General features: G+C 42.9%; 22 protein-coding genes. 10 read left to right on the top strand and 12 right to left on the bottom strand.

Going from position 1 to position 25104, the window contains the following annotated elements:
- The first annotated feature begins 1 nt into the window (after window position 1).
- The 3 genes from E3D81_RS15835 to E3D81_RS15825 are packed head-to-tail and all read left to right on the top strand — an operon-like array spanning window position 2 to window position 4393.
- Window positions 2-1099 (top strand): ThiF family adenylyltransferase, encoded by a 1098-nt coding sequence (locus E3D81_RS15835; protein WP_134778164.1) that lies wholly within the window; start codon window positions 2-4, stop codon window positions 1097-1099.
- A 10-nt stretch (window positions 1100-1109) separates the two neighbouring features.
- Window positions 1110-3272: a 7TM diverse intracellular signaling domain-containing protein gene (locus E3D81_RS17615; protein WP_134778163.1), complete on the top strand. Its 2163-nt coding sequence runs from the start codon at window positions 1110-1112 to the stop codon at window positions 3270-3272.
- A gap of 35 nt (window positions 3273-3307) precedes the next feature.
- Window positions 3308-4393: a hybrid sensor histidine kinase/response regulator gene (locus E3D81_RS15825; protein ID WP_134778162.1), complete on the top strand. Its 1086-nt coding sequence runs from the start codon at window positions 3308-3310 to the stop codon at window positions 4391-4393.
- A gap of 14 nt (window positions 4394-4407) precedes the next feature.
- On the opposite strand, the gene E3D81_RS15820 is transcribed toward E3D81_RS15825, so the two are convergent.
- The 6 genes from E3D81_RS15820 to E3D81_RS15795 all read right to left on the bottom strand — a co-directional run bounded on the left by E3D81_RS15820 (window position 4408) and on the right by E3D81_RS15795 (window position 9005).
- The gene (locus E3D81_RS15820; protein ID WP_099364903.1) at window positions 4408-4875 is read right to left on the bottom strand and encodes a response regulator; all 468 of its coding nucleotides are present in this window, start codon (window positions 4873-4875) and stop codon (window positions 4408-4410) included.
- Window positions 4876-4963: 88 nt separating this feature from the next.
- Entirely contained in the window at window positions 4964-6064 is a 1101-nt protein-coding gene (locus E3D81_RS15815) for a relaxase/mobilization nuclease domain-containing protein (protein WP_134778161.1), read from the bottom strand.
- On the bottom strand, window positions 6058-6396 hold the full coding sequence (locus E3D81_RS15810) for a plasmid mobilization protein (protein WP_134778160.1): 339 nt from the start codon (window positions 6394-6396) through the stop codon (window positions 6058-6060). Before E3D81_RS15810 ends, E3D81_RS15815 begins: the two co-directional genes overlap by 7 nt.
- A gap of 9 nt (window positions 6397-6405) precedes the next feature.
- Window positions 6406-7485, bottom strand: a complete 1080-nt coding sequence (locus E3D81_RS15805) for a toprim domain-containing protein (protein WP_134778159.1) — start codon at window positions 7483-7485, stop codon at window positions 6406-6408.
- Between the two features lie 201 nt (window positions 7486-7686).
- Window positions 7687-8313, bottom strand: a complete 627-nt coding sequence (locus E3D81_RS15800; protein ID WP_134778158.1) for a chloramphenicol acetyltransferase — start codon at window positions 8311-8313, stop codon at window positions 7687-7689.
- A gap of 2 nt (window positions 8314-8315) precedes the next feature.
- A complete protein-coding gene (locus E3D81_RS15795) occupies window positions 8316-9005 on the bottom strand; it encodes an HAD family hydrolase (RefSeq protein ID WP_134778157.1) in 690 nt (229 codons plus the stop codon).
- Between the two features lie 112 nt (window positions 9006-9117).
- On the opposite strand from E3D81_RS15795, the gene E3D81_RS15790 reads away from it, so the two are divergent.
- Window positions 9118-9651 (top strand): Crp/Fnr family transcriptional regulator, encoded by a 534-nt coding sequence (locus E3D81_RS15790; protein WP_209023079.1) that lies wholly within the window; start codon window positions 9118-9120, stop codon window positions 9649-9651.
- 649 nt (window positions 9652-10300) lie between these two features.
- Window positions 10301-10900, top strand: coding sequence for a class I SAM-dependent methyltransferase (locus E3D81_RS15785; protein WP_134778155.1), 600 nt, complete (start codon window positions 10301-10303; stop codon window positions 10898-10900).
- 1196 nt (window positions 10901-12096) lie between these two features.
- Here E3D81_RS15785 and E3D81_RS15780 read toward each other — a convergent pair.
- Window positions 12097-12522, bottom strand: coding sequence for a hypothetical protein (locus E3D81_RS15780; RefSeq protein WP_134778154.1), 426 nt, complete (start codon window positions 12520-12522; stop codon window positions 12097-12099).
- Between the two features lie 436 nt (window positions 12523-12958).
- Complete coding sequence (locus tag E3D81_RS15775; RefSeq protein WP_134778153.1) at window positions 12959-13501, bottom strand: ferritin-like domain-containing protein; 543 nt, start codon at window positions 13499-13501, stop codon at window positions 12959-12961.
- A 142-nt stretch (window positions 13502-13643) separates the two neighbouring features.
- Between E3D81_RS15775 and E3D81_RS15770 the strand changes: the two genes are divergently transcribed.
- Both E3D81_RS15770 and E3D81_RS15765 read left to right on the top strand, forming a co-directional pair.
- Window positions 13644-13940 carry a hypothetical protein gene (locus E3D81_RS15770; RefSeq protein WP_134778152.1) on the top strand — a complete coding sequence of 99 codons (297 nt, stop codon included), beginning with the start codon at window positions 13644-13646 and terminating at the stop codon, window positions 13938-13940.
- Between the two features lie 292 nt (window positions 13941-14232).
- Entirely contained in the window at window positions 14233-15099 is an 867-nt protein-coding gene (locus tag E3D81_RS15765) for a HEPN domain-containing protein (protein ID WP_134778151.1), read from the top strand.
- Here the strand turns inward: E3D81_RS15765 and E3D81_RS15760 are convergent, their stop codons facing one another.
- Entirely contained in the window at window positions 15100-15327 is a 228-nt protein-coding gene (locus E3D81_RS15760; RefSeq protein WP_134778150.1) for a helix-turn-helix transcriptional regulator, read from the bottom strand. It abuts the gene before it with no gap.
- A gap of 551 nt (window positions 15328-15878) precedes the next feature.
- Here E3D81_RS15760 and E3D81_RS15755 point away from each other — a divergent pair.
- From E3D81_RS15755 to E3D81_RS15745, 3 genes are read left to right on the top strand one after another with little or no spacing between them, the layout of a single operon-like run.
- Window positions 15879-17231, top strand: coding sequence for a TlpA family protein disulfide reductase (locus E3D81_RS15755; RefSeq protein WP_167554345.1), 1353 nt, complete (start codon window positions 15879-15881; stop codon window positions 17229-17231).
- Window positions 17232-17268: 37 nt separating this feature from the next.
- On the top strand, window positions 17269-20406 hold the full coding sequence (locus E3D81_RS15750) for a SusC/RagA family TonB-linked outer membrane protein (protein ID WP_167554344.1): 3138 nt from the start codon (window positions 17269-17271) through the stop codon (window positions 20404-20406).
- Window positions 20316-21824, top strand: coding sequence for a RagB/SusD family nutrient uptake outer membrane protein (locus E3D81_RS15745; RefSeq protein ID WP_134778147.1), 1509 nt, complete (start codon window positions 20316-20318; stop codon window positions 21822-21824). The genes E3D81_RS15750 and E3D81_RS15745 overlap by 91 nt, the downstream gene beginning before the upstream one ends.
- 259 nt (window positions 21825-22083) lie before the next feature.
- Here E3D81_RS15745 and E3D81_RS17315 read toward each other — a convergent pair whose 3' ends face one another.
- The 3 genes from E3D81_RS17315 to E3D81_RS15735 form a co-directional block, all read right to left on the bottom strand.
- Window positions 22084-22224, bottom strand: a complete 141-nt coding sequence (locus tag E3D81_RS17315; protein WP_167554343.1) for a hypothetical protein — start codon at window positions 22222-22224, stop codon at window positions 22084-22086.
- Between the two features lie 643 nt (window positions 22225-22867).
- The gene (locus E3D81_RS15740; RefSeq protein WP_099365353.1) at window positions 22868-23554 is read right to left on the bottom strand and encodes a potassium channel family protein; all 687 of its coding nucleotides are present in this window, start codon (window positions 23552-23554) and stop codon (window positions 22868-22870) included.
- 4 nt (window positions 23555-23558) lie between these two features.
- Complete coding sequence (locus tag E3D81_RS15735) at window positions 23559-24932, bottom strand: TrkH family potassium uptake protein (RefSeq protein ID WP_209023078.1); 1374 nt, start codon at window positions 24930-24932, stop codon at window positions 23559-23561.
- Window positions 24933-25104 lie beyond the last annotated feature (172 nt).

The following is a 25104-nucleotide window of genomic DNA, read 5'->3' as shown; positions in this document are numbered from 1 at the left end:
TATGAAAGAACCTGATTTCCCGAACCTGGAGTGGCAATACCGCCCCTGTTTTTACGATCTGTCTAACCCCAGTGACCTACTGAAGCTCAATATGCTGCGGATGGACGGCCACATCGATCAGGAATACGATCAGATACAGAGCCAGTTGGTGGACCTCTATCTGTGCCGATTTCCAGCTGATGGGGTGCTTTCTGGTTTCGGTGATTTTCTCCATTCCGTTCTAAAAGGAATTCCAATTGAAGAATTTGGCCTATGGGTGTATTATCCCTGGAGTCGTAGCCTAGTGCACATTCTTTCTGAGGAAGAATTCATAGAGGTCAGGACAAACCGTAACCAACTGAAGATCCGATCGGAGGAACAACAACTTTTAAGGGGAAAGACAATCGGCATTATTGGTCTGTCTGTTGGAGCTGCTATTGCACAGACGATAGCGATGGAAAGGACTTGCGGAAGGCTTAAACTGGCAGATTTCGATACACTGGATCTGAGCAATATGAACCGTTTGAAATCCGGGGTGATGGATCTAGAGATGCCGAAAGTTGTCCTGGCCGCCCGAGAGATCGCCCAGATAGATCCTTACCTTGAAGTGGAGATCTTCCCTTTAGGGGTGGGAAAGGACAATTATTCGGATTTTTTCGGCGGAGGATCTCCATTGGATCTTTTGGTGGAAGTCTGTGATGGATTGCAGGTGAAGATCGAAAGCCGTATGATGGCGAGGGATTTGGGTGTACCTGTCATCATGGAGACAAATGATAGGGGGATGTTGGATATAGAAAGGTTCGATCTGGAACCGGGCCGCCCGATCTTCCACGGTTTATTGGAGGGAACGGATATTGGGGATCCGGAGAAAATCGACCCTGCCAAACGTTTGGAGATACTGATGAAGATCGTTGATCCACGGAAAATCTCTCCGCGGATGCAGGAATCCCTTCCGATGTTGGGTTCAAGGCTAAAATCTTGGCCACAGTTGGCCTCCGAGGTCATGTTGGGAGCAGCCCTTTGCTGTTGGACCGCAAGAAAGCTGTTGTTGGGTGAGGTTCTTGCTTCAGGAAGGCAATATTTTGACCTTCATGAACTTTTGACCGGTAAACCATACTAAAAAATAACAAATGCGAAAGTTCCGTCCCTTTTTCCTTTGCCTTGTTCTGTTATCCATTTCGGCCAAAATCCTGGCAGGGGACAACATTATACGTTACAAGGGCGAGGATATCCTTTACTTGGGGAAGAAACTGCAAATTTATTCCCAGGAGTCGGACCAACTGGAATTACGGGAAGTTCTTTCCAGGCCGGAGCTTTTCGAACAGAGCCGGATCGAGGTCCCAAATCTCGGTATCGACCAGGGTGTCCATTGGATAAAATTCGAGATACTCAATGAATCCGATAAGGAGAACTTGATGCTGGACCTTTCCATGCCTAATATAGACCGGGTGAAATTTTATCGTGTAGGACCTAGCGGAACCGACAGCACGGTCTACTTTCTGGGAGAGCCCTTGAACAGGAGGAAGTTCAAGCATCAGTTCTTTCTTTTCGATCTGCACCTGAAGAAGGGAGAAAGGGCCATCTGTTTCCTGCAGCTGACCAGTAGCACACAACTGACTGTACCCGTTTCTCTTCATTCGCTTACTGGGCTTTTCCGTTTCCTCCAGCAGGAGGATACCCTCTCGGCCATATATTTTGGTCTGATGCTCTCCCTTATCTTCTATAACGGCTTCATATACATATCCACCAAAGACAGGAACTACCTTAGCTATGTTGGCTATGTGTTCTGGGTGATGTTCGCTCAACTAGCCATACTTGGCCTTTTCGAGCGGATATTCCAGGTGGGCAATGAATGGATCAATTCCAGGGTACTGACATTCGGGGGTGCTATGTCGGGCATTGCGACCATAAATTTCGTTAAGACCTTCCTCCAGACCTCCACAAGAACAAAGTATTTCAATTCCTTGTTGAACATATTTTTGTTGGGTTATCTCCTATCGTTGGTCCTATTATTGATGGGCTATATATCCTTATCCTACAAGGCAGTGAACATGATCGCCGGAGTGGGTGGAATTATCGTACTGTTGATGGCCTCCATTTTGGCAAAGACTGGAGGAAGACAGACTAGGTTGTTCCTGTTCGCCTGGTATGTTTTCATCATCTCAGTTCTGGTTTTCATCCTAAAGGATTATCAGATTCTTCCGACAAATGTCTTTACTACACGGGCCATTCAGATCGGATCTATAATCGAGGCGCTGATCCTGTCGTTTGCTCTTGCCGATAAGATCAACAGTTATCGAAAGGAGCTCATTGCAGCCAAACTACGTGAGCTGGAAATCTCCCGCGAAAACCAAAGGCTGATCATGGAACAGAATATGATCCTGGAAGATCAGGTCCAGAAACGTACCCATGAACTTCAGATGTCAAATGAATCGCTCAATAAAACGCTGGTCGATCTTCGTGAGACTCAGGCTCAATTGGTGGAATCGGAGAAAATGGCATCCCTGGGACAGCTTACCGCGGGGGTAGCTCATGAAATAAACAACCCGATCAATTTTGTGACATCCAGTATAACCCCTTTAAGAAGGGACATTGAAATACTCTGGGAACTCTTGGAGAGGTTGGAGGATATAGCGATCTCCGATGGTCTGGGATCGGAACAGAAAAAGGGCTTGATCGAGCTTGCCAAATCGGACCAGGATATTCCTTACCTCAAACAGGAGATCCACTTTTTGCTAAAGGGTGTCCAGGATGGGGCGGAGAGGACCTCGGAGATCGTCAAGAGCCTGAGGGTCTTTTCGCGTGTTGATGAGGATTCGCTGAAGTTCGCTGATATAATCCAGGGGATCGAGTCCACTCTGGTAATCCTAAATACCATGATCAGGGAATCTATCCAGGTCCATAAGGAATTCCAGGAAATCCCCCTCATCGAGTGCTTCCCGGGAAAGCTCAACCAGGTTTTCATGAACATCCTTACTAATTCCATACATGCCCTTAGTGAAAAGTTCGGTGAATCCTTTGGTGCCAGGATAACCATCCAGGTCCGTCTGATCGAGGAAAACGGTGAGGTAGAAATCCGGTTCCAGGATAACGGAACTGGGATTCCAAGAGAGATCATGAACAGGATATTCGACCCGTTTTTTACTACCAAGGAAGTTGGCGAGGGTACAGGTCTGGGAATGTCCATTGCCTACAAGACGATTGAGCGCCATAACGGAAAGATCCTCGTTGAGTCAGTTCAGGGTGAGGGGGCTACATTTATAATCATTCTTCCGGTCAGACAGAACAATTAGGCATTTGAGCGGTAATTCATTAAAAAGTGTTAACAATGGAAAAGAAATTTGATATATTATACATAGACGATGAACAGGCCAACCTGTATTCCTTCAAGGCACTCTTAAGGCTTAGATACAATGTCCACATTACCGATAATACCACAGAGGCACTCAATCTGCTCACCATGAATCCCAATATCAGGATCATCTTCTGTGACCAGAAGATGCCTGGAGAGCAGGGTGTGGAATTCTTTGAGAGGATCCAGGTTGATTTCCCGCGACCTGTTAGAATCCTCCTAACAGCATACGCAGATCCCCAGATCGTCTTGGATTCCATCAACAGGGGACATGTTTTCCGTTTCATGGGCAAACCCTGGAACGAGGGAGAACTTCTTTCATGCATTGAAGAGGCAAATAGGTACTATCTCGCAAATACACTGCTTGACCAGAGGAACCAGGAACTGGTCAAGGCATATGATGAACTCGATAAATTCTCTTACAGCGTCAGTCATGATCTGAAGGATCCATTGGCAGGGATGATGAGCGCCATCAAACTTGCCCTTGAGTTCAACAGTGTGGACCAATTGCACGAAATACTAAAGCTCATGAGCAAGTCATTGGTCAAATTGGAGGACTATATCGACAGTCTAAGGGACTATTACCTCTTGCGGAGAGGGGGTCTGAACCTGTCAAAAATTGATTTCAAGGAAGTATTTGATGATTTAACGGATTTCTATAAGGTCTATGCAAATGGGAGTGGTGTAAATCTTGATACGCGTGTCGACCAGGTCTATGCCTTCATAAATGATAGATCGATCATCGAACTCATCATCCACAACCTGGTTTCCAATGCCATCAAGTACCAGAAGGAAACCGAGAAGAACAAGAGTATATTTCTGTCCGTGGTCACCCATCCCGATCATGCGGTTCTGGAGGTCATGGATAACGGGATCGGGATCCCGAAGGAGAGCCAACAGATTATTTTCAATCTATTCCAGCGTGCAAGTGACCAGGCGCATGGAATGGGATTTGGATTGTATAATGTTAAGAGCGCGATCCAGAAGCTCTCAGGTGAGATCCTAGTGGATTCAGAGTTTGGGATGGGGGCAACCTTCAAGGTCATTATTCCCACCAAGTGATTGCTAGGAGATTCCTAGGACAGGAGTTTCTGCCTTAATAGGAATTCAAGCTGTTCATTGGAAAGTTCCAGCCTGGAGTTCTGTTCGATTATCTCCTTCTTGTTCAGGTAGATCTGGAAGGCCTTGGAAATGATCCCATCTATTTCGCTCTCGGTCCAGGGCTTGTTCAGGTAGTGGAACACCTTACCTTTATTGATTGCATCGACAACCGCGGTCATATCCGTATAACCTGTAAGTAGTATCCTCATAGGACTGGGGTCCAGTTCGATCACCTTTTCAAGGAACTCCACTCCAGTCATCCCCGGCATTCGCTGATCGGTGATAATGATGTGGATTTCATTCTTGGAAATTATATCCATTGCATCAGGGCCATTCAAGGCGGTGAAAACATTATATTTAAGCCGAAAGCTGGCCTTGAAGGAGAATAGATTGTTTTCTTCATCATCCACATACAAAATATTGATCTTTTCGCCTGTTTCCATCTACTTTTAATTTCTTACAAAATTAGCAATATTTTCCCGAATCTCGGAATATGTATTTTAAGCGGGGAACGGGGACGAAACGGTTACTTCACCTTTTTGGTCCATGAATTCGTAGAGTCCGTTCCCGAATGGATTGCTTTTGGGCGGTACATTGAGATGGAATTCCTTTTATTATGATGTCTCTTAGGAATGGCTGCTGTAAACGTGATATGCTAATAGTACAGCATTGTAGGTGGTCTATGAATATCGTATCCGTTGGGGTTGCTGCATTATTAATCAGCTGGATCCCTTGTTGAAGAAGAGCATCTTCTATTTTCCTGTCGTTTTCAGGCAACAGTGCCTGCTCTCCAAGAACTACTCTGATCCTCCTCAGCGATGATCCTACCCGCTTTCCATGGGCACGGAATATTTCCTCCAGTGAAGCCAGTGTTGGTCGGTTTTTAAGTCTTGATGCGGGAATGCCTACGCTCAGGGAGACACCATTTCTGTTGGTTATGAAATATAGAAGGCCGGTAGAGGACCTTTTTTCGGATGGTTGTAGCAAACTGCACTTTATGCCAAAGGTCTTGAGCAGTGTGTTCCATTCACGAAGGTCGCCAAAGCTATATCTTTCCATCAGATGGGCAGTGGTACGTTCAATGGATAGTTTTGTTGGAACTTTTCCGTAATCCAATTCCTGGATGTTATTGGTGTCTGATTGCCGAATGAGGGGTATTGTCTGCTTTGCCCTTACAAGTCCAAAGATCCGTTCAATTTCCCTCTGTGCAGGATCTGATTTTAGCAGACCTATCCTATGCATCCTTATCCTTCTACCATTTGCCAGTATATTGGTTGTTACAATATGTATATGGGGATTCTGGGTGTCTCGATGTCTATATGCGAGGTATGGTTGTTTTCCAAATCCTACGGCTTCCATGAATTTCCAACAGATGGCCAGCTGGTGCTGATCAATTCTGGAAAGATCACTTGGATGGAAATTCAGGATGATATGTACAGCCGGTAACAGCACATTCTCATTGAGGGAACATCGTCTGGCCAGGTATTTATTCTTTAATCCCAGATCAAGCGATTGCGTTCCTAAGGGAAAATTTCCCGCCAGGATATATTCCGCCCTATCCAATGCCACTTTTTTTTCATTATATAATAGGATCTCCGTTGTTCCCTTTAATTCGTATATCAATGCTACCATACCTCCAACATTTTCTCAACAGCCGAATCAAGGGAAAATAGTTCTTCTCTCAGGATTTGAAGGATATCTATGGTGTCCTCCACTTCTGTTTGACCGATCCGCACATACAGCAGTTCTAGGTTCTTTCGCACCTGGGAGACCTCATGTAGGATATCATCCTGGGATCGGTTCCTATATGTGGAAACGATCCGGTTGGAAAAAAGTAGTTTTCTGAAGTAAACTCCCATATTTGGACAGGTTGAGTTTTGTTGTCTATGCTTGATCTTCAGGAATTCCTCATGTGTAAAATAAAGTAGCAGTCTCTTTGTCCTTAAATTCTTCTCATTTTTCATAACTGATATTTATTGCCGGTGGTTCAATCTTCTGGTTGTTCTGTATGGTTTTAGACCGATTTTGCTCGCCCAATCATTCAGGTCCTTATGTCCATCATAAAGCCCGCTCTGGTCATTGAACTTAGGGTCAAGGGAGACAGCATATTGGGTAAGATTCTTTCCAGGGGGATCATTATCTAGAAAAAGGGAGACTTTTTCATGGGCTTTGAACTTCGGTAAAGCCCTCCCAAATAGGGAAATACCGTTGAGTACTACGAAATCTACTGAATCTGGGCCTATTCCACGGTTCAGTGTTCGAAATGTCAGGAAATCCATAAATCCTTCGAACACCATGACCTCTTTGTTACCTGATAATAAACTGGTGATATCCTTTGGAGAACTACTTCCCTTGAAATATGGATTCCTGAGTTCGAAACCGCCATGGTCGTTGGCGAATCCAATTCCGAGATAGGATCTGTCGCGTACCCTAAAGGTTATCTCCCTACAATACTCATCAGCGATCGAAATCGATACCCTTCTTTCCTGGATATACCTCATTAAACTATCTGAACGTAGAGATACGTTACCAATGATTTCCATTTTATGATCAGCGTGGTGCTGTGTCTCGGGAAAAGCTATCCGATGCGGGCGTAAATTACCTGAGCCGGAAATGTTTTTTATGAGCTCTTTAATGCTCGTGCCCTGATGGATGATAGCAAAATCAATGAGATTGCCACCTTTTCCGATTCCATAATCATACCAACGGTTCAATTTCCTGTTGATCTTGAAGGATGCTTCGGTTTCATGGCGTAGAGGTGAAAGATACCAAAAATCATTTCCCCTGATCCTCTGTGGAGATATTCCACAACTGGCAAGGTAATCCACCAGATCCAAATCCCGGATCTGATCTAGGATGTCATGTGGGTTTGAAGGTTCCATTTCAGCAGCTGAGTTACAACGGTCTAATTTCAGGATCAGATTCCAAATCTGGAATACATATATAAAATCGGCAATGGGTCCAATGGAATAATACACCGTAGGAAAATATATCTGATTTTTATTTCCTGGGTTTGTACAGGGGGATTTTGGTGGAATAGAAAATCGGATCATTTTCAAACCTATAGATTCATCTTTCTTTACAAGAATAATGTCATATACCCTTCGACATGTGATACGTGCATAAGCTTGTCTGGAACTTTCAGCCAAGGCATCCTCCTGAGCTTTATATCGGGACAGTAAAGAAACGGCCCACAAATTAGAGTGGGCCGTGGTGTGTCTACAGTCTTTTCACTATAGTGTTATAAACCGGATCTATTCTTCATTCCATAATTCCTGGACCCTTTCCACAAAAAGCCCTATGTGATAGCCATCCATCAATCCGTGATGTCCATGAATGGAAACAGGCATTGTTTTTCGTCCGTTATCCTCTGTTACTTTTCCAAAGGAAATTTTTGGCGAACTGTCAGGGTAGGAGAAACTTCGGGCGTGGGAAAGGGCTGTGAAGTCTATCCATGGAATGGCCGAAAAGTGGATGATACCTTCGCCAGAAACAGCAGGGACTAAATTGTTGGACTGCTGTACTCGTTCAATCTCTTTAAGGGCTGCGGCATAAAAATCGATTTCGTCCTTGTAGTAATCCATATAGGCAAAGCCAAAAGTGCCATTTGGTCGGTTGATGGTAGGCGATGCATCTATACTGTCAAAGAGATACACCTGCCTGTCGTTGATCCTGTAACGGAAATTTTCTATTTCGTTGGCGGCCCTTAATGCTCTGAATAAATAGTATAGAAAAAAGGAATTTCCCTTTTCTTTGGCGGTTTTATATGCCTGTGTGCAGTCAATGTTAACCGTTGCGCCAAAAAACGGTTCTTCAAATTGGGAAAAGAATAGGAAATGTTCCTTTCTGTTCCACTGTTCAATGTCAATCAATGTTTTCATATCTACAAATAGTTCAGGATTCCGTCAATGCTCTTCAGTTCCACAAAATTAACGTGTTTCAAATTATGTTCATGCTGTTCGTATGTCCATGTCACATGGTAGGGAATGTGTCCGCCGTATCCGCCCAATTCCAGAACAGGCAGTATATCTGATTTAATGGAATTACCCAACATCAGGAAATTATCCGGCCTGCAGTCCAAATTTTTTAACAACTTTTGATAATCGCTCACCTTTTTATCGCTCATTATTTCGATATGATCAAAATAGTCCTCCAATCCGGATCTTTGCAGTTTCCGTTCCTGGTCTAATAAATCACCCTTGGTGGCTAATATTAACCTAAACCTGCCTTTCAACTGTTCCAGCGTTCTGGGCACGCCATGCAGTAGTTCGATAGGTTTTTGCAGAAGTTCCTGTCCATTGGCTATGATTTTATCAATCAGTTCCAATGAAGCAGTTCGGTTGGAAACACGGCTAGCGGTTTCCATCATACACAGCATAAAACCTTTCACTCCGTAGCCATAGAGGCTCAGGTTCTTCATTTCGGTATTAAACAGTTCCTGCGATACCGAATGCTGGGGCAGATAGTTTTCAAGCAATGCGCAGAATTGTTTTTCCGCTTCCTGAAAGTATGGCTCGTTCATCCATAAAGTGTCGTCTCCGTCGAATGCAATTGTTTTTATACTGTCTTTCATTTATTTACTTTTGTATTATTGAAATGCAAAAATCAACAAACTGAAAAACTAAAAAAAGGACATTTGTCCCGATCGATATATGTTGCGAACTAACCAAACTTTTTTAGGGTATGTGAAAGAGCTTTACGATAATCAGCAACGTAGGGAAAATATTATCAAAAAGCAATATTCCAAAGGGCAGAAGTTGTTCTTTCAAAATGAAAGGGCAACTAAAGTTATGTTTATCAAAGAGGGTGTCGTCAAATGCTTTTTTACGGAAGACAACGGCAAAGAATATATACTGGAGTTTTTAGGCAAGGGCGAAATCATTGGCGAAATTGAATTTATCAGAAAAATCGTTAGTCTTTGCAATATCGAAGCAATGACGGACGTAACGGTTTATGCTGTATCTCCTGGATATTTTGCGGAACTAATAAAGAATGACATAAAACTTAACAATCTGTTACTAGATGCTTTTGCGGAACGTATAATCAATACGGCAAGTCGGGCTTCATTCCAACAATTGTATACCATAGAGCATAGCTTGGCTAAACTCTTGGAGCTACTATCCAAACAGGACATGCACATGTCAAAAGAGGATATCGCTTCATATCTCGGTATTACAGTAAGAAGTCTTAACAGGGCGTTCAAAGGTCTTTCGGAATGATTTAGGAGATCCAAAAAACGGCCGATTTCTTTGGACGGTCTCCGGGATAATTTTGAAGGTCCAAAAAAGAGAATAACCACCCGTTAAATCTCTACAATTTCTTTAAAATAACATTGCTGATATTTTAGTCAGATATATTGGCATAAATCTGCATTGTGGCGATTTCCTTTTCCTTGCTTTTTTCCCAGGATACCATGCGGAACCCCTTCGGTAAAAAAGCTTTGCAAAAGGTAAGGCTTGTCAAATAACAAGTTTTTTTCATAAGGGAATCCGATTCTTTGTGGGAATATTCAGCTAAGTGCTGAATCCTGCATACTTTCCATTTACTTTAATCCTACATATAACCTGAACTTTCCATTTTTCTCCCAAGTGGTCTTTTTAAGTTAGGATATCTCTAATGATTAAAAGTAACTTTTTGGTAAACCTACTTTTTCCAGCTTTCTATCACCATACCAAAAAAATATTTTCATGCCTTTTTTTATCATTGTGGTAAGTATTAATCCACCGTGAAGTTATTATTCGTTTTCATGAAATATTTGCAGTGGTGCTATTCAAGGATTGATGATAAAATCCTAAATTAGGAATATATAATTTAAATGGGCGGATGTTGGACATAATAGTAAATAAACCATAAAGTTATAGCAACGATATGAAAGAATTTTGGGAAGAACACTTTATTGATAAGCAGGAAATGTGGGGCTTTGAACCTGCCAGGTCTGCTCTGATAACCAGAGATTATTTTAAAGAAAATTGTGTGAGGAATTTGCTTATTCCCGGTATCGGTTACGGACGAAATGCCCAAGTTTTCAAACAGATCGGAATAGATGTGACCGGCATAGAAATATCCCAAACTGCTATTGATCTAGCAAGGAAACACGACGGAAGTGAAATGGTCATTCATCACGGTTCTGTAACTGAAATGCCTTTCGATACCATCCAATATGATGGTATATTTTGCCATGCGTTAATTCATTTGTTGAACAGTAAGGAAAGAGCCGCTCTAATAGCGGGTTGCTATGACCAACTAATCCAAGGAGGGCTTATGGTATTTACTACCATTACGCAAGAAGCCCATACATACGGTCAAGGTAAATATATCAGCAAAGATCGTTATGGAATGTTTGGCGGAGTAACGATGTTCTTTTACGATAGAGAGACAATACAGGAGGAATTTGGGAGATATGGACTGATTGAAGTAACCGAGGTTAATGAAAATTACCCATTTTATTTGATAAAATGCAAAAAATAGTGAAGGAAATGAGGGAGTTTTATAATACATGACCTTATAGTTCATAAGATTGTTATTTCATTCCAGAGGACAATTCTTCTAATTTAGAGCTCCTCCTTTGATGAAAAGATGATTAGTGATCCCTTATTCGTGTGTGTACCTTCTGTTTATGCTCTTTTTGGATTTATTGAAAGGTGCTTGATTGTAATTGAGGGGCATAGCATATCCGTGAAAAACCGGTCAGTGCGCTTGAGCCACATCCTTTATCTAAGTTAATTCCTCGATTTAAACGATACCTATTAATAGGTTAAAAATAGTCCTCGGTAGAGTTTAGATGGTTTGAAATAATCTGAATGACCAAAATGATTATTATCAATAAAACGATTACAAATACAATCGATATCAAATCGATCATTTTTTCCTTCTGTTCGTTATTTTCCATTATTGGCCGGTTTTGGAGGTCTTACCGAAACCAGATCAGGTCCCAGATTTGTTTCCTCCAACAAAATTAAACAAAATATGGCTGGAGCGGAAATTATTTTCGTCATTCTAAAGATAAATATTGATATTCCGTAATATTTTTTCGGTTCTGTATTTATGTTTATAGCGGGCCGTTTGGTTTATTGCTCTCCGATAGGTATCTTTCTGAGGCCCATCTGGCCATCTTGGCGTTCGAACGTTTTGCAACCCACGTATCCTATGGTAAATTCCGTCTTTCAGCAGGAATTTTATTGGTATTATATTTTTGTTGTTTTTTTGTAATCCCAATGCAAAGTACATAAAGAATCCTTTGACTTATATCGGTGGTTATGTTTTCTAAAATCATTGGTCATACATTTTCCAAGGTAGCTGGTATCGTTTCCAATAAAATTTTCCTTTATCAGTTCACCATCCTGCCAGTTGACCAAAGGAATTTAATCCGGTCCATATCCCTAATGGATATCGGAATAAGCAATCGGCCCACCATTGAAGTTCTCTCGGGAATTCCTATTAAATAGACTACAAAATTGCCTGACATAAGAATACACTCCGGAGAAGAAAATGAATGGAATTTTAACGATGAGATTATTATAAATCTCACTAGATATTCTTTAGAGATCAAGGGGAGATTATTTAAAGGAGTATATAGAGAAATCTTTATCAAATCATTATCCGTCGGCTCCATGCATATTTGGCAAAATCCTCAGTTTCCCCTAAGATATAGTAAAGTACCGATCCTAGAGTATAGAAAGCAATTGTATTTTTCCCAATGGGGTTATTTCAAATTCATATGGATAATTTAGCAACTTATCTGTCCCCTTTTTCTTTGATGCAATCTTGGACTTCTTTAATAGCCTTGATAGAGATTGTTTAAATTCCGGATAAACCTCCAGATCAAGTAAACTCATATTGTGATATACCCTGTTCAGGATAACGTGTTCAAGATTTAATAACTCCATAACACATTTGTATAAAGCCATAATTTTTATCAGAAGAATTAACGTTTTAGTTAGATATGATTTAACGTTGTGTATTATACAAAAACCAAAAGGAATTGTTTTATATTTTTTTGAACTTTTGGGATTTTCCGTTGTACTATATATAATCGGTGACTTTTCCATTGTTATTATAGTAATTGTTTCAAGATGGTACAATTGTGCCATCTTTTTTTGAAATTATATCTTCCCAATAAAATAATTCCATTTGACTAATTTCAAAAGTCAACATGTAATTTAATTTTTTTTGGTTAGCTTTAACCTGATAATATTAGTCACCCTGCCGTTGGGTAAATTGGTTCGCAAGCCTACATCACTCGATCGTAGGCTTGTTTGTTTGAGTTATAAGGGTCGAATTATTACTGGGCCGGAAAACATTAGCGTTTTTTTATTCTTCTAGGGACCCATGGTAGTATTTGCTATGGATAGCATTAAACAGGATTTTCCCTTTTTCGGGGGCCCTATTTCATTACATTTTATGGTTCCCAAAATATTTATCTGAAGGAAATTTTTACAACGTAGTAAATCCAATATTTTTTATTCCAAAAATAAAAAAACCACTCCGAAGAGTGGTTCTGAGATGAATAATTATAGAATAGATTATTTAATCCGCTTTACTGTTAAGGTTTGTGTCCGCCAAAGCCGTGAGATTTTTATCGCAAGCTTTTTCCTCCTTTAGTGTGGCCAAAAGTAATTTCACTGCTTCCTTGTGCCCTAGCACCTTGGCAAATGCAGCCAAAGTCCCATAAGTAGCTATTTCGTAATGTTCAACCTTCTGTGAAGAAGCTATTATACCTGCGTCCCTAACGGGTCCCACCTCAGTTTCCTTCATTATACCCTCACTTTCTTCCAATAGACCAGCCATTGCATCGCATTTTTCTGCCGAAGCCTTCTTGCCTATGGATTTAAAAACTTCTTCCAACCTGGAAACATGTTCCTTGGTTTCTTCTAGATGGGATTGCACCGCTGATTTCAATTCTTTAGCTGTAGCATTTTTTTCCATTTTTGGTAGAGCTTTCACCAATGCCTTCTCTGCCCAATAGATATCTTTCAGGCCATCCTCAAAAAGGCCTTGAAGATCTTTGGCGGCATCTGCTTTTGCTTTAACTTTTGTTTCGTCGGTAGGACTTTTTTTTGTTGTAGCCATAATTTTAAAATTAGATTGTCTTTTTAATAGTAAACACTAACCATCCTTTATGGTTTTATTTTTTTTTATGCGCGCTAAATCTCTGTACTTTTGATTTTAAGCCATTCATTTTTACGAAGCGTTAAATGTTTGTTTTTGATAAATGGAAATTACGAGATTGTCATATTGCGATTTATTGACTTCATTAGTTCAGGATTATTCCTATATTTCTGGAATGAAAAACACCATCACGGCTAGGATGACTATACCCAACCATATATTCTTGGAGCAGGGTGGTCTATCATATCTTCAAAGTCAGATCAATTTAATCTCAAAAGACCTGCAGCAAGAATATGGATATAATCACATTGAATATCTTGATCATAAATTGGAGGATTCTTCTGTGGATACTGCCGATTCAGACCATCTCGTATTTGTGATAACTTTTGGGGTGGAATAATTTTTATCTTGCCTCAACCTTTTTATTGGAATTATAGACCTGCATATTTTATTATTCAATTCGAATGGATAAGGAATCCTTATTATCTTAAATAATTTGCATAAATGGTTTAATATCCGTTTTATTAAACTTTCCTTAAAATTTAACATCCCTCCTTCTGCCATCCCATTTCGAAAATATTAATTATGAATAGCTCTAATATTGAAATTAGATAGCAGGACGCCTATACTTTCTTAACATTTTGTGGAATTATTGAAAGATGTGGTATCTTTTTAATTATTAAATTTATAACATGGAAAAATTAGCTCATTTACCATTGGATAAAAGGGAAAAGATTTTGGAAATTCTTGAAATCATTAAGGATGTGGCTTTACCTGAAAAAGTGATCTTATTCGGGAGTTTTGCAAGGGGTGACTGGGTGGATGATGAATATCAAGAAGGAGGAGCAACCTATAGTTATCGAAGCGATTTTGATTTTTTAGTTGTTTTAAATAATGAATTAAAAGAAAAAGAATATGAGATTGTTAGTAAGATAGAGAATAGAACATTAGGATTTGATCATGATGTAAGTCCTATTGTCCATACAATTGAATATATAAACAAAGGTTTGTCCTCTGGACAATATTTTTTCAAGGATATTATTAAGGAAGGAATTGTGTTGTATGATTCTAATAATATTGTTTTTTCAAGCTTAGAAATTATTTCTCCAGAAAATGAATACCAATTAATTAAACAATATTATGAAAATTGGATAATTTCAGGTAGTGAATTTTTAGAGGGCACCAAGATCTTGTTTAAAAATGCATTAGATAAAAAATCTTCTTTAAACCAAGTCATTTTTAATTTAAACCAGAGTGTTGAAAAATTTTATGGAGGGATTCTCCTAATTTATACAGGGTACAAGCCTAAAACTCATAAAATAAAAATTTATCGGAAATATTCTAAACACATTTCTCAAGAACTGAATCAAGTATTTAATTTTCCTATTGGAGATTCTGAAGAAGTTAGACTTTTTGATATATTAAATAAAAGTTATATTGATTCAAGATATCAAGAAGGCTATTTTATTGATGTTGTTGACTTAAAAAAATTGATTGAAAAAGGTGAGAGATTAGAAAAAGTAGTTATAAAGCTAAGTAAAGTTAAATTAACAAGATAATTAGATATCTTCAAAAAGGTCTTGAATAGTACATTCAAGCGCTAAAGAAATAATATAAATATTATAAATTGAGGTTGTTACTCTACCATTTTCAATTCTAGCCAGAGATTGATAATCTTTAAATCCCAACAAAGCAGAAAGATCGGTTTGGGTTAAATTCCGTTTTTGTCGCATTTCTTGAATTTTAGCACCCAATTTTTTTCTAAACTTTAATTCCTTTGAATCCATACAATCTAAACAAAGGATTCCCTATATTTATTTACCAAACAAATTTGTTTGGTTGTAAAATGTTTTATATCTTTGTTAAACATTCATTGGTCAGGCGTGAGAAACCTAGAGCCAATTTGAATGAATATTATAAACTTACATTTCCCCATAAAAAATTCAGGAGAGGCCTCCTTTGGTTTGTGGACGCGTAGTTTCTCACGCCCAGCCATGGGACAAAGGAGCGGCCTTTTCTGTCAGTCCCAAGCAGGTACAATATATCTGATCTACGACCTTAATAGGTTAGTGATCTCACCTCCTGAATAATATTAGTCTTAGTCCTAAACTGGACAGATCAATAATTTCTTTCGACTATTATTTCTTAAAATTCTTTGGTTCCGTTCTGATCAACAGAGCAGTGTCCAATGGAAATATCACCAATTATGAAAACTTATTTTTTTTATTCAGCTCGAAAGCATGTAAGATATATGCATTTGCTTTCATGTCCATTTATTTTCACTCGGCTCATAACCCGTCTATGTATTAAGTGGAAATTATGCCTAATAGTACCAACGTTGATTACACATGTAAATGTGTTAAATGCCCAGCAGATCCGTTCAAATCAAGCGAGCGGGGAGATTCAGCGATTGGAGGTCCCTGAAGGTGCACACCTATCGGAACCATTCTGGAACATTTCTGTGGACCTGGTTAACCATCCTAGCGGAAATTCCAGAATGTCTCTGGGGGAAATCGCGAATACGGAGCTTGTGGTCCTGGATTTCTGGGCCACATGGTGCGCACCATGTGTTGCCGCCATACCAAAGAACATGGAGATCCAGCAGGAATACAAGGACCGATTGATGTTTGTTCTGGTTAGCAGGGAAGATCGGGAGACCTTAATGGGATTCCTGGATAGACAGTCATCAGATCAGGGTCTATCCCCATCCTGGACCGTATGGGGAGACAGTACCCTGCACAGGACCTTTCCAACAAGGCTGATACCACATTATGTGATCATACATAAAGGGATCTATAAAGGAGCGTTGGAGGCAGACCAATTGACCCGGGAAAATATTCAAAGGATGCTAAGGAATGACTGGGAAGGAATAAAGTTCAAAAAAAAGGAGAATGCAATTACACATAGGTATGATGAGAATGGTCTTCTCTATGTTGATGGGAATGGTGGAGGTAGGGAGTTTATAGCATACCATTCCGTCTTCGGACCTTATAATCCCTCCTTGGGATATGGTAGTACCAAAGGTACCATCCCAAGTGAAAATGGAGGAAGGCTGAGCTTTCTGAACATATACATACCATGGTTCTACCAGGTTGCCTACGGTGCTGGAAAGAACACCTATTACCAGCTGAACCGGGTGGTTCTTGATGTTGCCGATCGATCAAAGCTTATACATACGGACTCGGGCCTCGATGCAAAGGAGTGGATAGAGGCAGGGAACGTCTATAATTATGAACTTTCGGTCGGCCCCGCACTAGGGAACCGGTTCTATGAGATCATGAAGCAGGATCTAGCGAGGATCTTTCCCCAATATACCGCCCATGAAGAGACCAGGGACATGGACTGTTGGGTGCTGAAGATCATGGATAGTAACAGGCTGGATGGCCACCGGACCAGGTCCCTTAACACCCGCACAAAATTTGATATGTTCGGGATCTCGCTTGAGCGGATCTCCCTCAACGGTTTTTTTTCAATGATGAAGGACTATTTCATGCAATCCAGTACGGAGCCTTTGATCGCGGATTTCCAGTATCCGGATCTTATCGATATCGAACTATCCACCCAGATGTCGGATATAAATAAGGTCAATGATTCCCTGAGGGAATATGGAATCCGGTTCATTAAGGAGAAAAGGCCCCTACAGGTCCTTGTGATCAGTGATAACCCCAAAAAAGATCAAGATGAAAACTAAAGATATAATAGTATTCCTGTTCCTTATTTTTCTGGGTATGTCCCAGAACGCCAATTCCCAGCAACTCCTACGGGGAGTCGTACTGGATGCATCCAGCCACGTTCCCATCCCACAGGCCGTTGTACTGCATAATGGAAAAAAAACCATGACGGATTCCGTTGGAGCATTCCACCTGAGGGTCCGGACCGGTGATAGGATAAGGGTGACCAATATTGCCCACCATCCAAAGGAGCATGTTTTTTCGGATGCGGATGGAACAGATCAGGCCATACTACTTGAACCATTGGTAGAGCAGCTGGAGGAGGTTGTTGTCAGTTCCGGGTACCAGGAGCTCTCCAAAAAGGATGTCACGGGATCCGTAGCTGTTGTTTCCAGGGCCGAGCTGGAAAAGAACCCTCACCCGAATATCCTTTCCAGGCTCCGTGATGCGGTACCGGGATTGATATTCAACAAACTGGACGTCCTACAACGGCAGAGCATTTCCATAGGGGGGAAATCCACCCTGTTCGCCAATTCCGAACCATTGGTGATCCTGGACAATTTTCCCTACGAAGGGGATATTTCTGATATAAACCCGCAGGATGTCCAGAGTATCACCGTGCTCAAGGATGCTGCAGCTGCAGCAATCTGGGGAGCGCGGGCAGGGAATGGGGTCATCGTGATAAAGAGTAAAAAAGGGATAATGGGACAATCCAATAAATTCAATGCTTCCATGAACCTGGGTATATCGGATCCCGTCGATCTTTTCTACAATGCCAGGATGACAAGCCCCGAGTTCATAGATATGGAAAAAAGACTTTTTGAAAATGGATATTACCGTTCCCAGGAGTCATCCCAGAGCAATACGCCTCTATCCCCCGCGGTCGAACTTATGATCGCTCACCGTGAAGGTCTGATCAGCGCCGATCAGCTTGACCTTTCGCTCATGGAACTGGGCGCACATGATGTCCGTAAGGACCTGATGAAGGAAGTGTACCGGCCTGAAATGCGCCAGCAATATGCAGTCTCCCATTCCTTTTCCGGCAGGGGTAATGCGGGCATGGTTTCCCTGGGCTACGATAGGAACAGGGAGAACCTGCAGGGGAATTCCAACGACCGGCTCACCCTGACATTCAACCAGCAGATCAAGGTATGGAAGGATCGGATGACCATTACGCCCGGGATAGGTTTTACCCAAAGGGCGGGTGATAGGCCAAATAGGATCCCTGTCGATCTGCGTTTCGGTTCGACCTCCATATATCCCTATGCGGTCCTGAGGTCACCCCAGGGCGATCCCTTGGCAGTAACGAAGAGCTACCGTAGAAAATTCCTGGAATCTGCGCTGCAGCAAGGGCTTTTGGACTGGGAATATGTCCCCCTTTCGGATGTGGAACACCTCCAGTTCAGGACCAACGACAGAATGCTCAGGGCCTCCCTGAATGCAGACCTTGAACTGCTCAGCGGTCTGAAGCTATCGGCAGACTATCGCTGGTTAGGGAGCTGGTCCTCCGGGAAGAGCCTCTATGGTCCCCAGAGCTATTATGCACGGGACATGGTGAACAACTATACCTTCCTTAACGGCGGACAGCTGCAGTATGGAATTCCACAGGGAGGGATCCTTGATGGCAGGTACGGGAACGGGAGTTCCCATAATCTCCGTACCCAGCTACAATATGATAAGGACTGGGAAGACCATCGGTTTAACATCCTGGTCGGAGGCGAGGTGTCCGATGCAAATTCACGGACCGATTCATACCGCCTCTACGGATATGATCCCGAGCACCATGTAAGTGGTCCGGTGAACTATCTTGTCAACTATAAGCAGTACAGCAGTCCGTTCTCCAGGAGGATTCCCTATCAGGATTCCGGATCGGACCTGACGGATAGGTTCCTTTCCTATTATTCCACATTGGGATATTACCTGAAGGACAGATATCTGTTCAATGCCAGTGCCAGATTGGACCGCAGTAATATTTTCGGGGTCCGGAGCAATCAGAAGGGCATTCCATTGTTCTCCCTTTCTGCTGCTTGGTCACTGGATAGGGAGGATTTCTTCCGTCCATTGAGCCACCTTTTTTCCGGTATGAAACTTCGTTTGAGCTATGGACATACGGGGAATGTGGATAATTCCCTTTCCTCCCTGATGGTCGCTCAGAGAAGTCCTGTGACAGCCGACCACACTGGGCTGCCCTATTCGACCATTATGAATCCGGCAAATCCCGAACTGAGATGGGAACGTGTGGCAATAAGCAATATTGGGGTGGATATGGTACTTTTAGGGGGGAAACTGGACGTGACCCTGGATTCATATAGGAAAATTGGAAGGGACCTGCTGGGCAGCATAGATTTCCCAACGTCTTCCGGAATTTTCAGCTTCTATGGCAATACCGCGGGTACAAAGACCTGGGGGACCGATATCTCCCTGAAGGGTAGGTTCCCGATCAGTGCAAAGGCCTCCTCGACCACTTCCTTCATGTTCTCCTACAATAGGGATGAGGTCACCCATTACACGCTGGAACATCCGGTGACAAGTGTCCTTTCCGCGGGCCATATAGGGAGCTTCCCCGTTGTCGGTAGGCCCATCCACAGTATCTTCGCGTACCATTGGAGTGGTCTTGATTCCGAGAATGGTAGACCGCTGGGCATGATCAATGGGGAGGTTTCGGGTGATCATAGAAAGATTATCCAGTCCTCAAAGTTGGAGGACCTGCTCTTTGTTGGGACCTCCAGGCCAAGGATGTTCGGATCCCTGCGACAGGAATTCATCTATTCCAACATGAGCCTTGCAATCGGACTTTCCTACCGGTTAGGATATTGGTACCGTAGGGAGTCCGTCAATTATAACCATCTGTTCACGGCGACCAGGGCGCATGGGGATTTTTCAGAGCGTTGGAAGGTCCCAGGAGATGAACTTTACACACAGGTCCCCTCCATGCCGACGGTAAGGGATAATAACGAGGTCCTGTTCTATACGAACTCGGCCATTCTGGTGGAGCCCGGTGACCATATACGGATCCAGGACATTCGGGCACAGTACCGTTTCCAAACAAGGGAAATCCCCGGTACAGTGGCACTGTTCGGACATATTGAAAATGTTGGGATGCTGTGGAAGAGCAGCGGGAAGAAGCTGGACCCGGATCATCCCAACCAGAAGGCCCTGAGGTACTGGACATTTGGTATGAGGATCGATTTTTAGGATTATTTATTATGATGAAGATGAAAAATAGATTTATGACGATGGCCATGATCGGTATAACAATGGCCATTCTGGGATGCGGAAAGGATTTTTTGGAGAAAAGGAAGGATATTTCCCTGGCCGTACCCCGGACACTCGAGGATGCAGAGCTTCTGCTCAACCATACCAACCAGAACTTTGGTACGACCCCAGGCCTGCAGATCATCTCTGCCGACGAATACACTATGGAAGAACCGAACCTGAACTCCCTCAGTATTACGGAAAGGAGCAGTTTCCTATGGTCGCGTGATTTCTACCAGGGGGAAAGGTTCAATCTGGATTGGACCTATATGTTCTCCCAGGTATATTACGCCAATACCGTGATTGAACTGATCGATGGGATGGGGGCGTTGGAGGGACCACAAAAGGACCGTGCCGATGGCCTACGGGGCAGGGCGCTGTTCCATAGGGCCCATGCCAACTGGTGGCTGGCCCAGCTGTTTGCGGAGAATTACAGACCGGGACAGAACGACGGTTCACTGGGCATTCCACTTAAGAGGACCGGGAATATCCATGAGGATCTCTGGGTCTATTCCCTAAAGGAGACCTATGATTTTATCCTTTCGGACCTCAGGGAGGCAGAACGGCTGCTTCCGGCAGTCCCGAGCGGACTTTCCAGTCCATCCAAACTTGCCTGTGATGCATTTTTTGCGCGGATATTCCTGGATATTGGAGATTATGGCCAAGCCCTGGCACACGCTGACCTTGCCATCCCGAAACTTTCCCTAATGGATTACAATCAGTTCGGACTGGAAAACGATAGCAGGCGCCCGTTCCCTGGACTCTTTCCTTCGGGGAACCCTGAAGTAGCCTTTTTCTCAAGTGCGATCCCCTACGGTTGTCCCGTTTTTGGCAACGGATGTCGGGTGGACCCGCAAATCTATGCTTCCTTTGAGCAAGGTGACCTTCGAAGGAACCTGTTCTTTTATCGATTTGACGACCAGCAAAATGTTATTTTCCGGGGCTCCTATGGCGGAGCTTCCGTGTACGCACTGTTCACTGGCCTCGCATTGGACGAACTCCTGCTCATCAAGGCCGAATGCCTGGCAAGGGAGAACGAAGGGCCAATGGCGGTCAAGGTCCTCAACGACCTACTGGAGACAAGGTTCGATCCGGCCTCATTTTCCCCAAGGGTCCATACCGATGATCGGGGCACCCTTGATATGGTACTCATGGAACGCAGGAAACAGCTCCTGGCAAGAGGGCTCCGCTGGTCAGATCTGAAAAGGCTGAACAGGGAAGCAGGTCGGGAGGAATGGTTGAAACGTTCCTTTCCTAAAATGGGCGAGTTTGTACTTTCCCCCGAGGATCCCAGATATATTTTCCCTATTCCAAAGGAGGAGGTAGAGCGTTACGGCCTTGAGGTATATCCCCGATGATCTGGGCCTAAAGTAAGGGGAGGTTGACCAACCCATTGGCCTAGCCCCCCTTACTTCCTATTTCCCATGCAATGGGGACAGTTTATATTAGGGGGGCTGATGGCACTTCCCATGGATACATTCAAATGATGCGGTGGTAAGGAGCCGCTCTGATTGCTGGCCCCCATATTATCATCTAGATTGCCCGGCGCATTCCTTTCCAAAATAATAGGGCTGATGAGTTCGCCAACCCCAAATAGGAACAAAGTGGGGAATTTGCCTATAAATCGTAAACTACATCGAGCCTATTCCGACCACTGGCATTAACCCCAGCTAAAATAGGTGCTACCACTGTTCCATTTCCCAAATGGCCCAGGTATTGCTTCGCCGGTGTACAACCAACGGGATAAGAGTGGGCCATCCTTTTAGCTCAATGCTCCAGAACCCAGAGACCCGGGGCTGGAAATGGCAGTAATCCTAGAAACAGATAGAACCTTGTATCGACCATCTTTATGAACATATGATCGGTTGCCAATTTGTTCTAATTTTCCCAATCGACAGTGCATTTGACAATAAATGGAAATTACTTTGCTTTCCCGGCTACAGTGAGCCGCCTAATCCATTTTTGCCATATCGAGCATATTAGGTATTAGGTTCAGTTTCTGACCAACGGAGGAAACATATAATAAATTGAGTTATTAAAATTTTATCTTTATATTCATGCCAATAAAATTTAAGGAGAAAGGTTTTATATTTGGACAGCGAACTAATTCAATGGACCATAGTTGTCATCCTGATCGTTTTCATTGTTCTGGATATCCTTCGTGTCGTTAACAGACATGGAAGGGACTGATCATGCAGACTGATCTGATGGCCCTATTGTGTACCAGAATGTAAACTTTCACTGATTATGTCCTGTTGGTCGATCTGAACGGCTGCATTGCCAACCTCCTAACTGTGCTGATCCAGTGTCTTTGACCGATAGCAAAAGGTTCCCTCCGATAGAGCTGGGTTAGAATGGAACAGATCTGTCATCTGTTGCGCATGGGCAGACCGGTACGGCCCTATATTTTAAGGAATTCTTTTATGCTCCTGTTATTGCCGTATATCACAATGATCTCTCCTTCCTGTAATATGGTATCAGGCTTAGGGATGCCATGTAGAACTGTGGTTACTATCCTGCTCCTGCCGATAAGTGTATCACGTTCCGTTTTTTTGAGGATGGTCAATACCAGGATCTCATAATGCTCTCTAAATCCAATCTCCTGGATCGATCGACCCACGTACTTCTGTGGGATGATGGCCTCAACGATACTGTAGTTGGCATTTAGTTCAAACGAGTCCACCAAACCACTAAGACAGAGTTTTTTTGACCATCTTTCAGCAGTTTCCTCTTCGGGATGGACAATTTCAGAGATCCCGATGGCATTCAGGACCTTCTCATGTAGACTGTTTACCGCGCGGCTTATGATCCTTTTGACGCACGCTTCCTTGCACAGTGCAGTTACCATTATATTTGCTCCCTCGTCCTCGCCAATGGCAACAATGACCACGTTCGTGTTTTTCAAAGGAAGGGAGTTGAAAGCAACCGGATCGGATGCATCTAAGGCAATGGTATGGGTGATGTGTTCCTTTAGAGCTGAAACGCGTTCCAGCTTGATATCCACTCCTATCACTTCGTTACCCTGTGCCGTAAGTTTTATAGCTAGGGATGCGCCAAAATTTCCAAGGCCAATAATAATGAATTTCATAAGTCTAGTTAATGGTTAGTTCTTCCTTTGCATACCGGTATCCGGTAAATTTTACCTTCCTGAAAACCGCGATCATAATGGATAGCATCGTTACCCTCCCTATGAACATCAAAACGATCAGCACGGCCTTGCTTGCCATGGACAGCTTAAAGGTGATCCCGAGTGTAAGACCTACAGTGCTATATGCCGAGAAACACTCAAAGGCGATCTGAATCAGGGTGAATTCGTTTTCAAAAACACTGATTAGCAGGATGCAAATCCCTATGACAAATAGAGACAGGGTCATGGTAGCGAATGCTCTTTTGATGGTGATTTCCGCGATCTCCCTCCTGAAGATCTCCAGCCTTTCCTTTCCTCGCACCAGGCTCAGGATGTTCAGTACGGCCACAGCAAATGTACTGGTCTTGATGCCCCCACCCGTTGAGTTCGGCGAAGCCCCTACCCACATCAAAAAGATTACCAAGAGGATGCTGTGTACCTGAAGGTTGGCGAAATCTATGCTGTTGTACCCCGCAGTGCGGGGGGTGCTGGCCGTAAACAGGGCAGTTATCCACCGTCCAATAGTGCCATGCCCACTGAAGGCTGACTGGCCCTCCAATAACCATAGAATGATGGTAGCAGTTAGGGTTATGCTGAATGTCGTGATCAGGTTGATCTTGCTATTGATGTTTATTACCCAGGGTTTGGAGGGATATTGGTCCTTTGAATATCTGTTAATCAGTCGATTGCTTAGGTGCTTGATGTACCGTAAAAGGTTGATCACGATTGGAAAGCCCAATCCTCCCAGAACGAACAGAATGATGATTATTAGCTGGAAGGGGTAATTGTATACCAGGGTTTCATCTGCAAGCCCAGATTCGAGCGTAGAGAAACCAGCATTGCAGAAAGACGAAATGGAATGGAATGTACAGAAGAACATATGCTGGACAAATCCATTCCCGACAGGAGGGGTGCTGAAAAAAAGTAGGGCTGCCCCAACCGCCTCAATGGCAAAGGTGATGAGTATGATCCGCTTCAAAAGAAGGAATACTTCGCCCAACTTATCCGAATTTGCAATGTCCCTACTTGCCAATTGGTTCTGATAGGAAGAACCCCCTTTGAAGAAATAGGCGAAATATGAAGCAAATGTCAATATGCCTAGCCCTCCCAGCTGGATCAGGATCATTATTGAAATCTTGCCAAATGTTGTGAAGGCCGATGCAGTATCCACGACAATAAGACCAGTCACACATACTGCACTCGTTGCAGTGAAGAATGCGTCTATCCAGGACAGCTGCTGGGTATTGGACACTGGTAGATGTAGGATCATCGCGCCCAATAGGATCAGAAAAATAAAACTACCGGCAAAAAGCTGGGCAGGGTTGTAAATTCTCTTCAATTCTAGTTCCTTTCTCCAAAATTAAAAAATAGTTGCGAAAAAATCACAGATGCTCCAATTTATCTGAATACTGTCCTGTGTGGTTCAGTTTATTTTTTTACATGCCTTTTTTGGATCTGTGTCGGAAGATGGCCCACCATCCAACCTTCTTTCTGCTTTTCGGCACTCGGGA

The organism is Sphingobacterium sp. CZ-2 (genome assembly GCF_004526235.1).
In the GTDB taxonomy this organism is placed as follows: domain Bacteria; phylum Bacteroidota; class Bacteroidia; order Sphingobacteriales; family Sphingobacteriaceae; genus Sphingobacterium; species Sphingobacterium tenebrionis.
This window is presented reverse-complemented; position numbering and strand designations above follow the sequence as displayed.

Bases quoted from the DNA above. Each gene is read 5' to 3' on its own strand.
- E3D81_RS15835 (WP_134778164.1), top strand. From the start codon at position 2: ATGAAAGAACCTGATTTCCCGAACCTGGAGTGGCAATACCGCCCCTGT.
- E3D81_RS17615 (WP_134778163.1), top strand. From the start codon at position 1,110: ATGCGAAAGTTCCGTCCCTTTTTCCTTTGCCTTGTTCTGTTATCCATT.
- E3D81_RS15825 (WP_134778162.1), top strand. From the start codon at position 3,308: ATGGAAAAGAAATTTGATATATTATACATAGACGATGAACAGGCCAAC.
- E3D81_RS15820 (WP_099364903.1), bottom strand. From the start codon at position 4,875: ATGGAAACAGGCGAAAAGATCAATATTTTGTATGTGGATGATGAAGAA.
- E3D81_RS15815 (WP_134778161.1), bottom strand. From the start codon at position 6,064: ATGGTAGCATTGATATACGAATTAAAGGGAACAACGGAGATCCTATTA.
- E3D81_RS15810 (WP_134778160.1), bottom strand. From the start codon at position 6,396: ATGAAAAATGAGAAGAATTTAAGGACAAAGAGACTGCTACTTTATTTT.
- E3D81_RS15805 (WP_134778159.1), bottom strand. From the start codon at position 7,485: ATGATCCGATTTTCTATTCCACCAAAATCCCCCTGTACAAACCCAGGA.
- E3D81_RS15800 (WP_134778158.1), bottom strand. From the start codon at position 8,313: ATGAAAACATTGATTGACATTGAACAGTGGAACAGAAAGGAACATTTC.
- E3D81_RS15795 (WP_134778157.1), bottom strand. From the start codon at position 9,005: ATGAAAGACAGTATAAAAACAATTGCATTCGACGGAGACGACACTTTA.
- E3D81_RS15785 (WP_134778155.1), top strand. From the start codon at position 10,301: ATGAAAGAATTTTGGGAAGAACACTTTATTGATAAGCAGGAAATGTGG.
- E3D81_RS15780 (WP_134778154.1), bottom strand. From the start codon at position 12,522: ATGGCACAATTGTACCATCTTGAAACAATTACTATAATAACAATGGAA.
- E3D81_RS15775 (WP_134778153.1), bottom strand. From the start codon at position 13,501: ATGGCTACAACAAAAAAAAGTCCTACCGACGAAACAAAAGTTAAAGCA.
- E3D81_RS15770 (WP_134778152.1), top strand. From the start codon at position 13,644: ATGGAAATTACGAGATTGTCATATTGCGATTTATTGACTTCATTAGTT.
- E3D81_RS15765 (WP_134778151.1), top strand. From the start codon at position 14,233: ATGGAAAAATTAGCTCATTTACCATTGGATAAAAGGGAAAAGATTTTG.
- E3D81_RS15760 (WP_134778150.1), bottom strand. From the start codon at position 15,327: ATGGATTCAAAGGAATTAAAGTTTAGAAAAAAATTGGGTGCTAAAATT.
- E3D81_RS15750 (WP_167554344.1), top strand. From the start codon at position 17,269: ATGTCCCAGAACGCCAATTCCCAGCAACTCCTACGGGGAGTCGTACTG.
- E3D81_RS17315 (WP_167554343.1), bottom strand. From the start codon at position 22,224: ATGGCCCACTCTTATCCCGTTGGTTGTACACCGGCGAAGCAATACCTG.
- E3D81_RS15740 (WP_099365353.1), bottom strand. From the start codon at position 23,554: ATGAAATTCATTATTATTGGCCTTGGAAATTTTGGCGCATCCCTAGCT.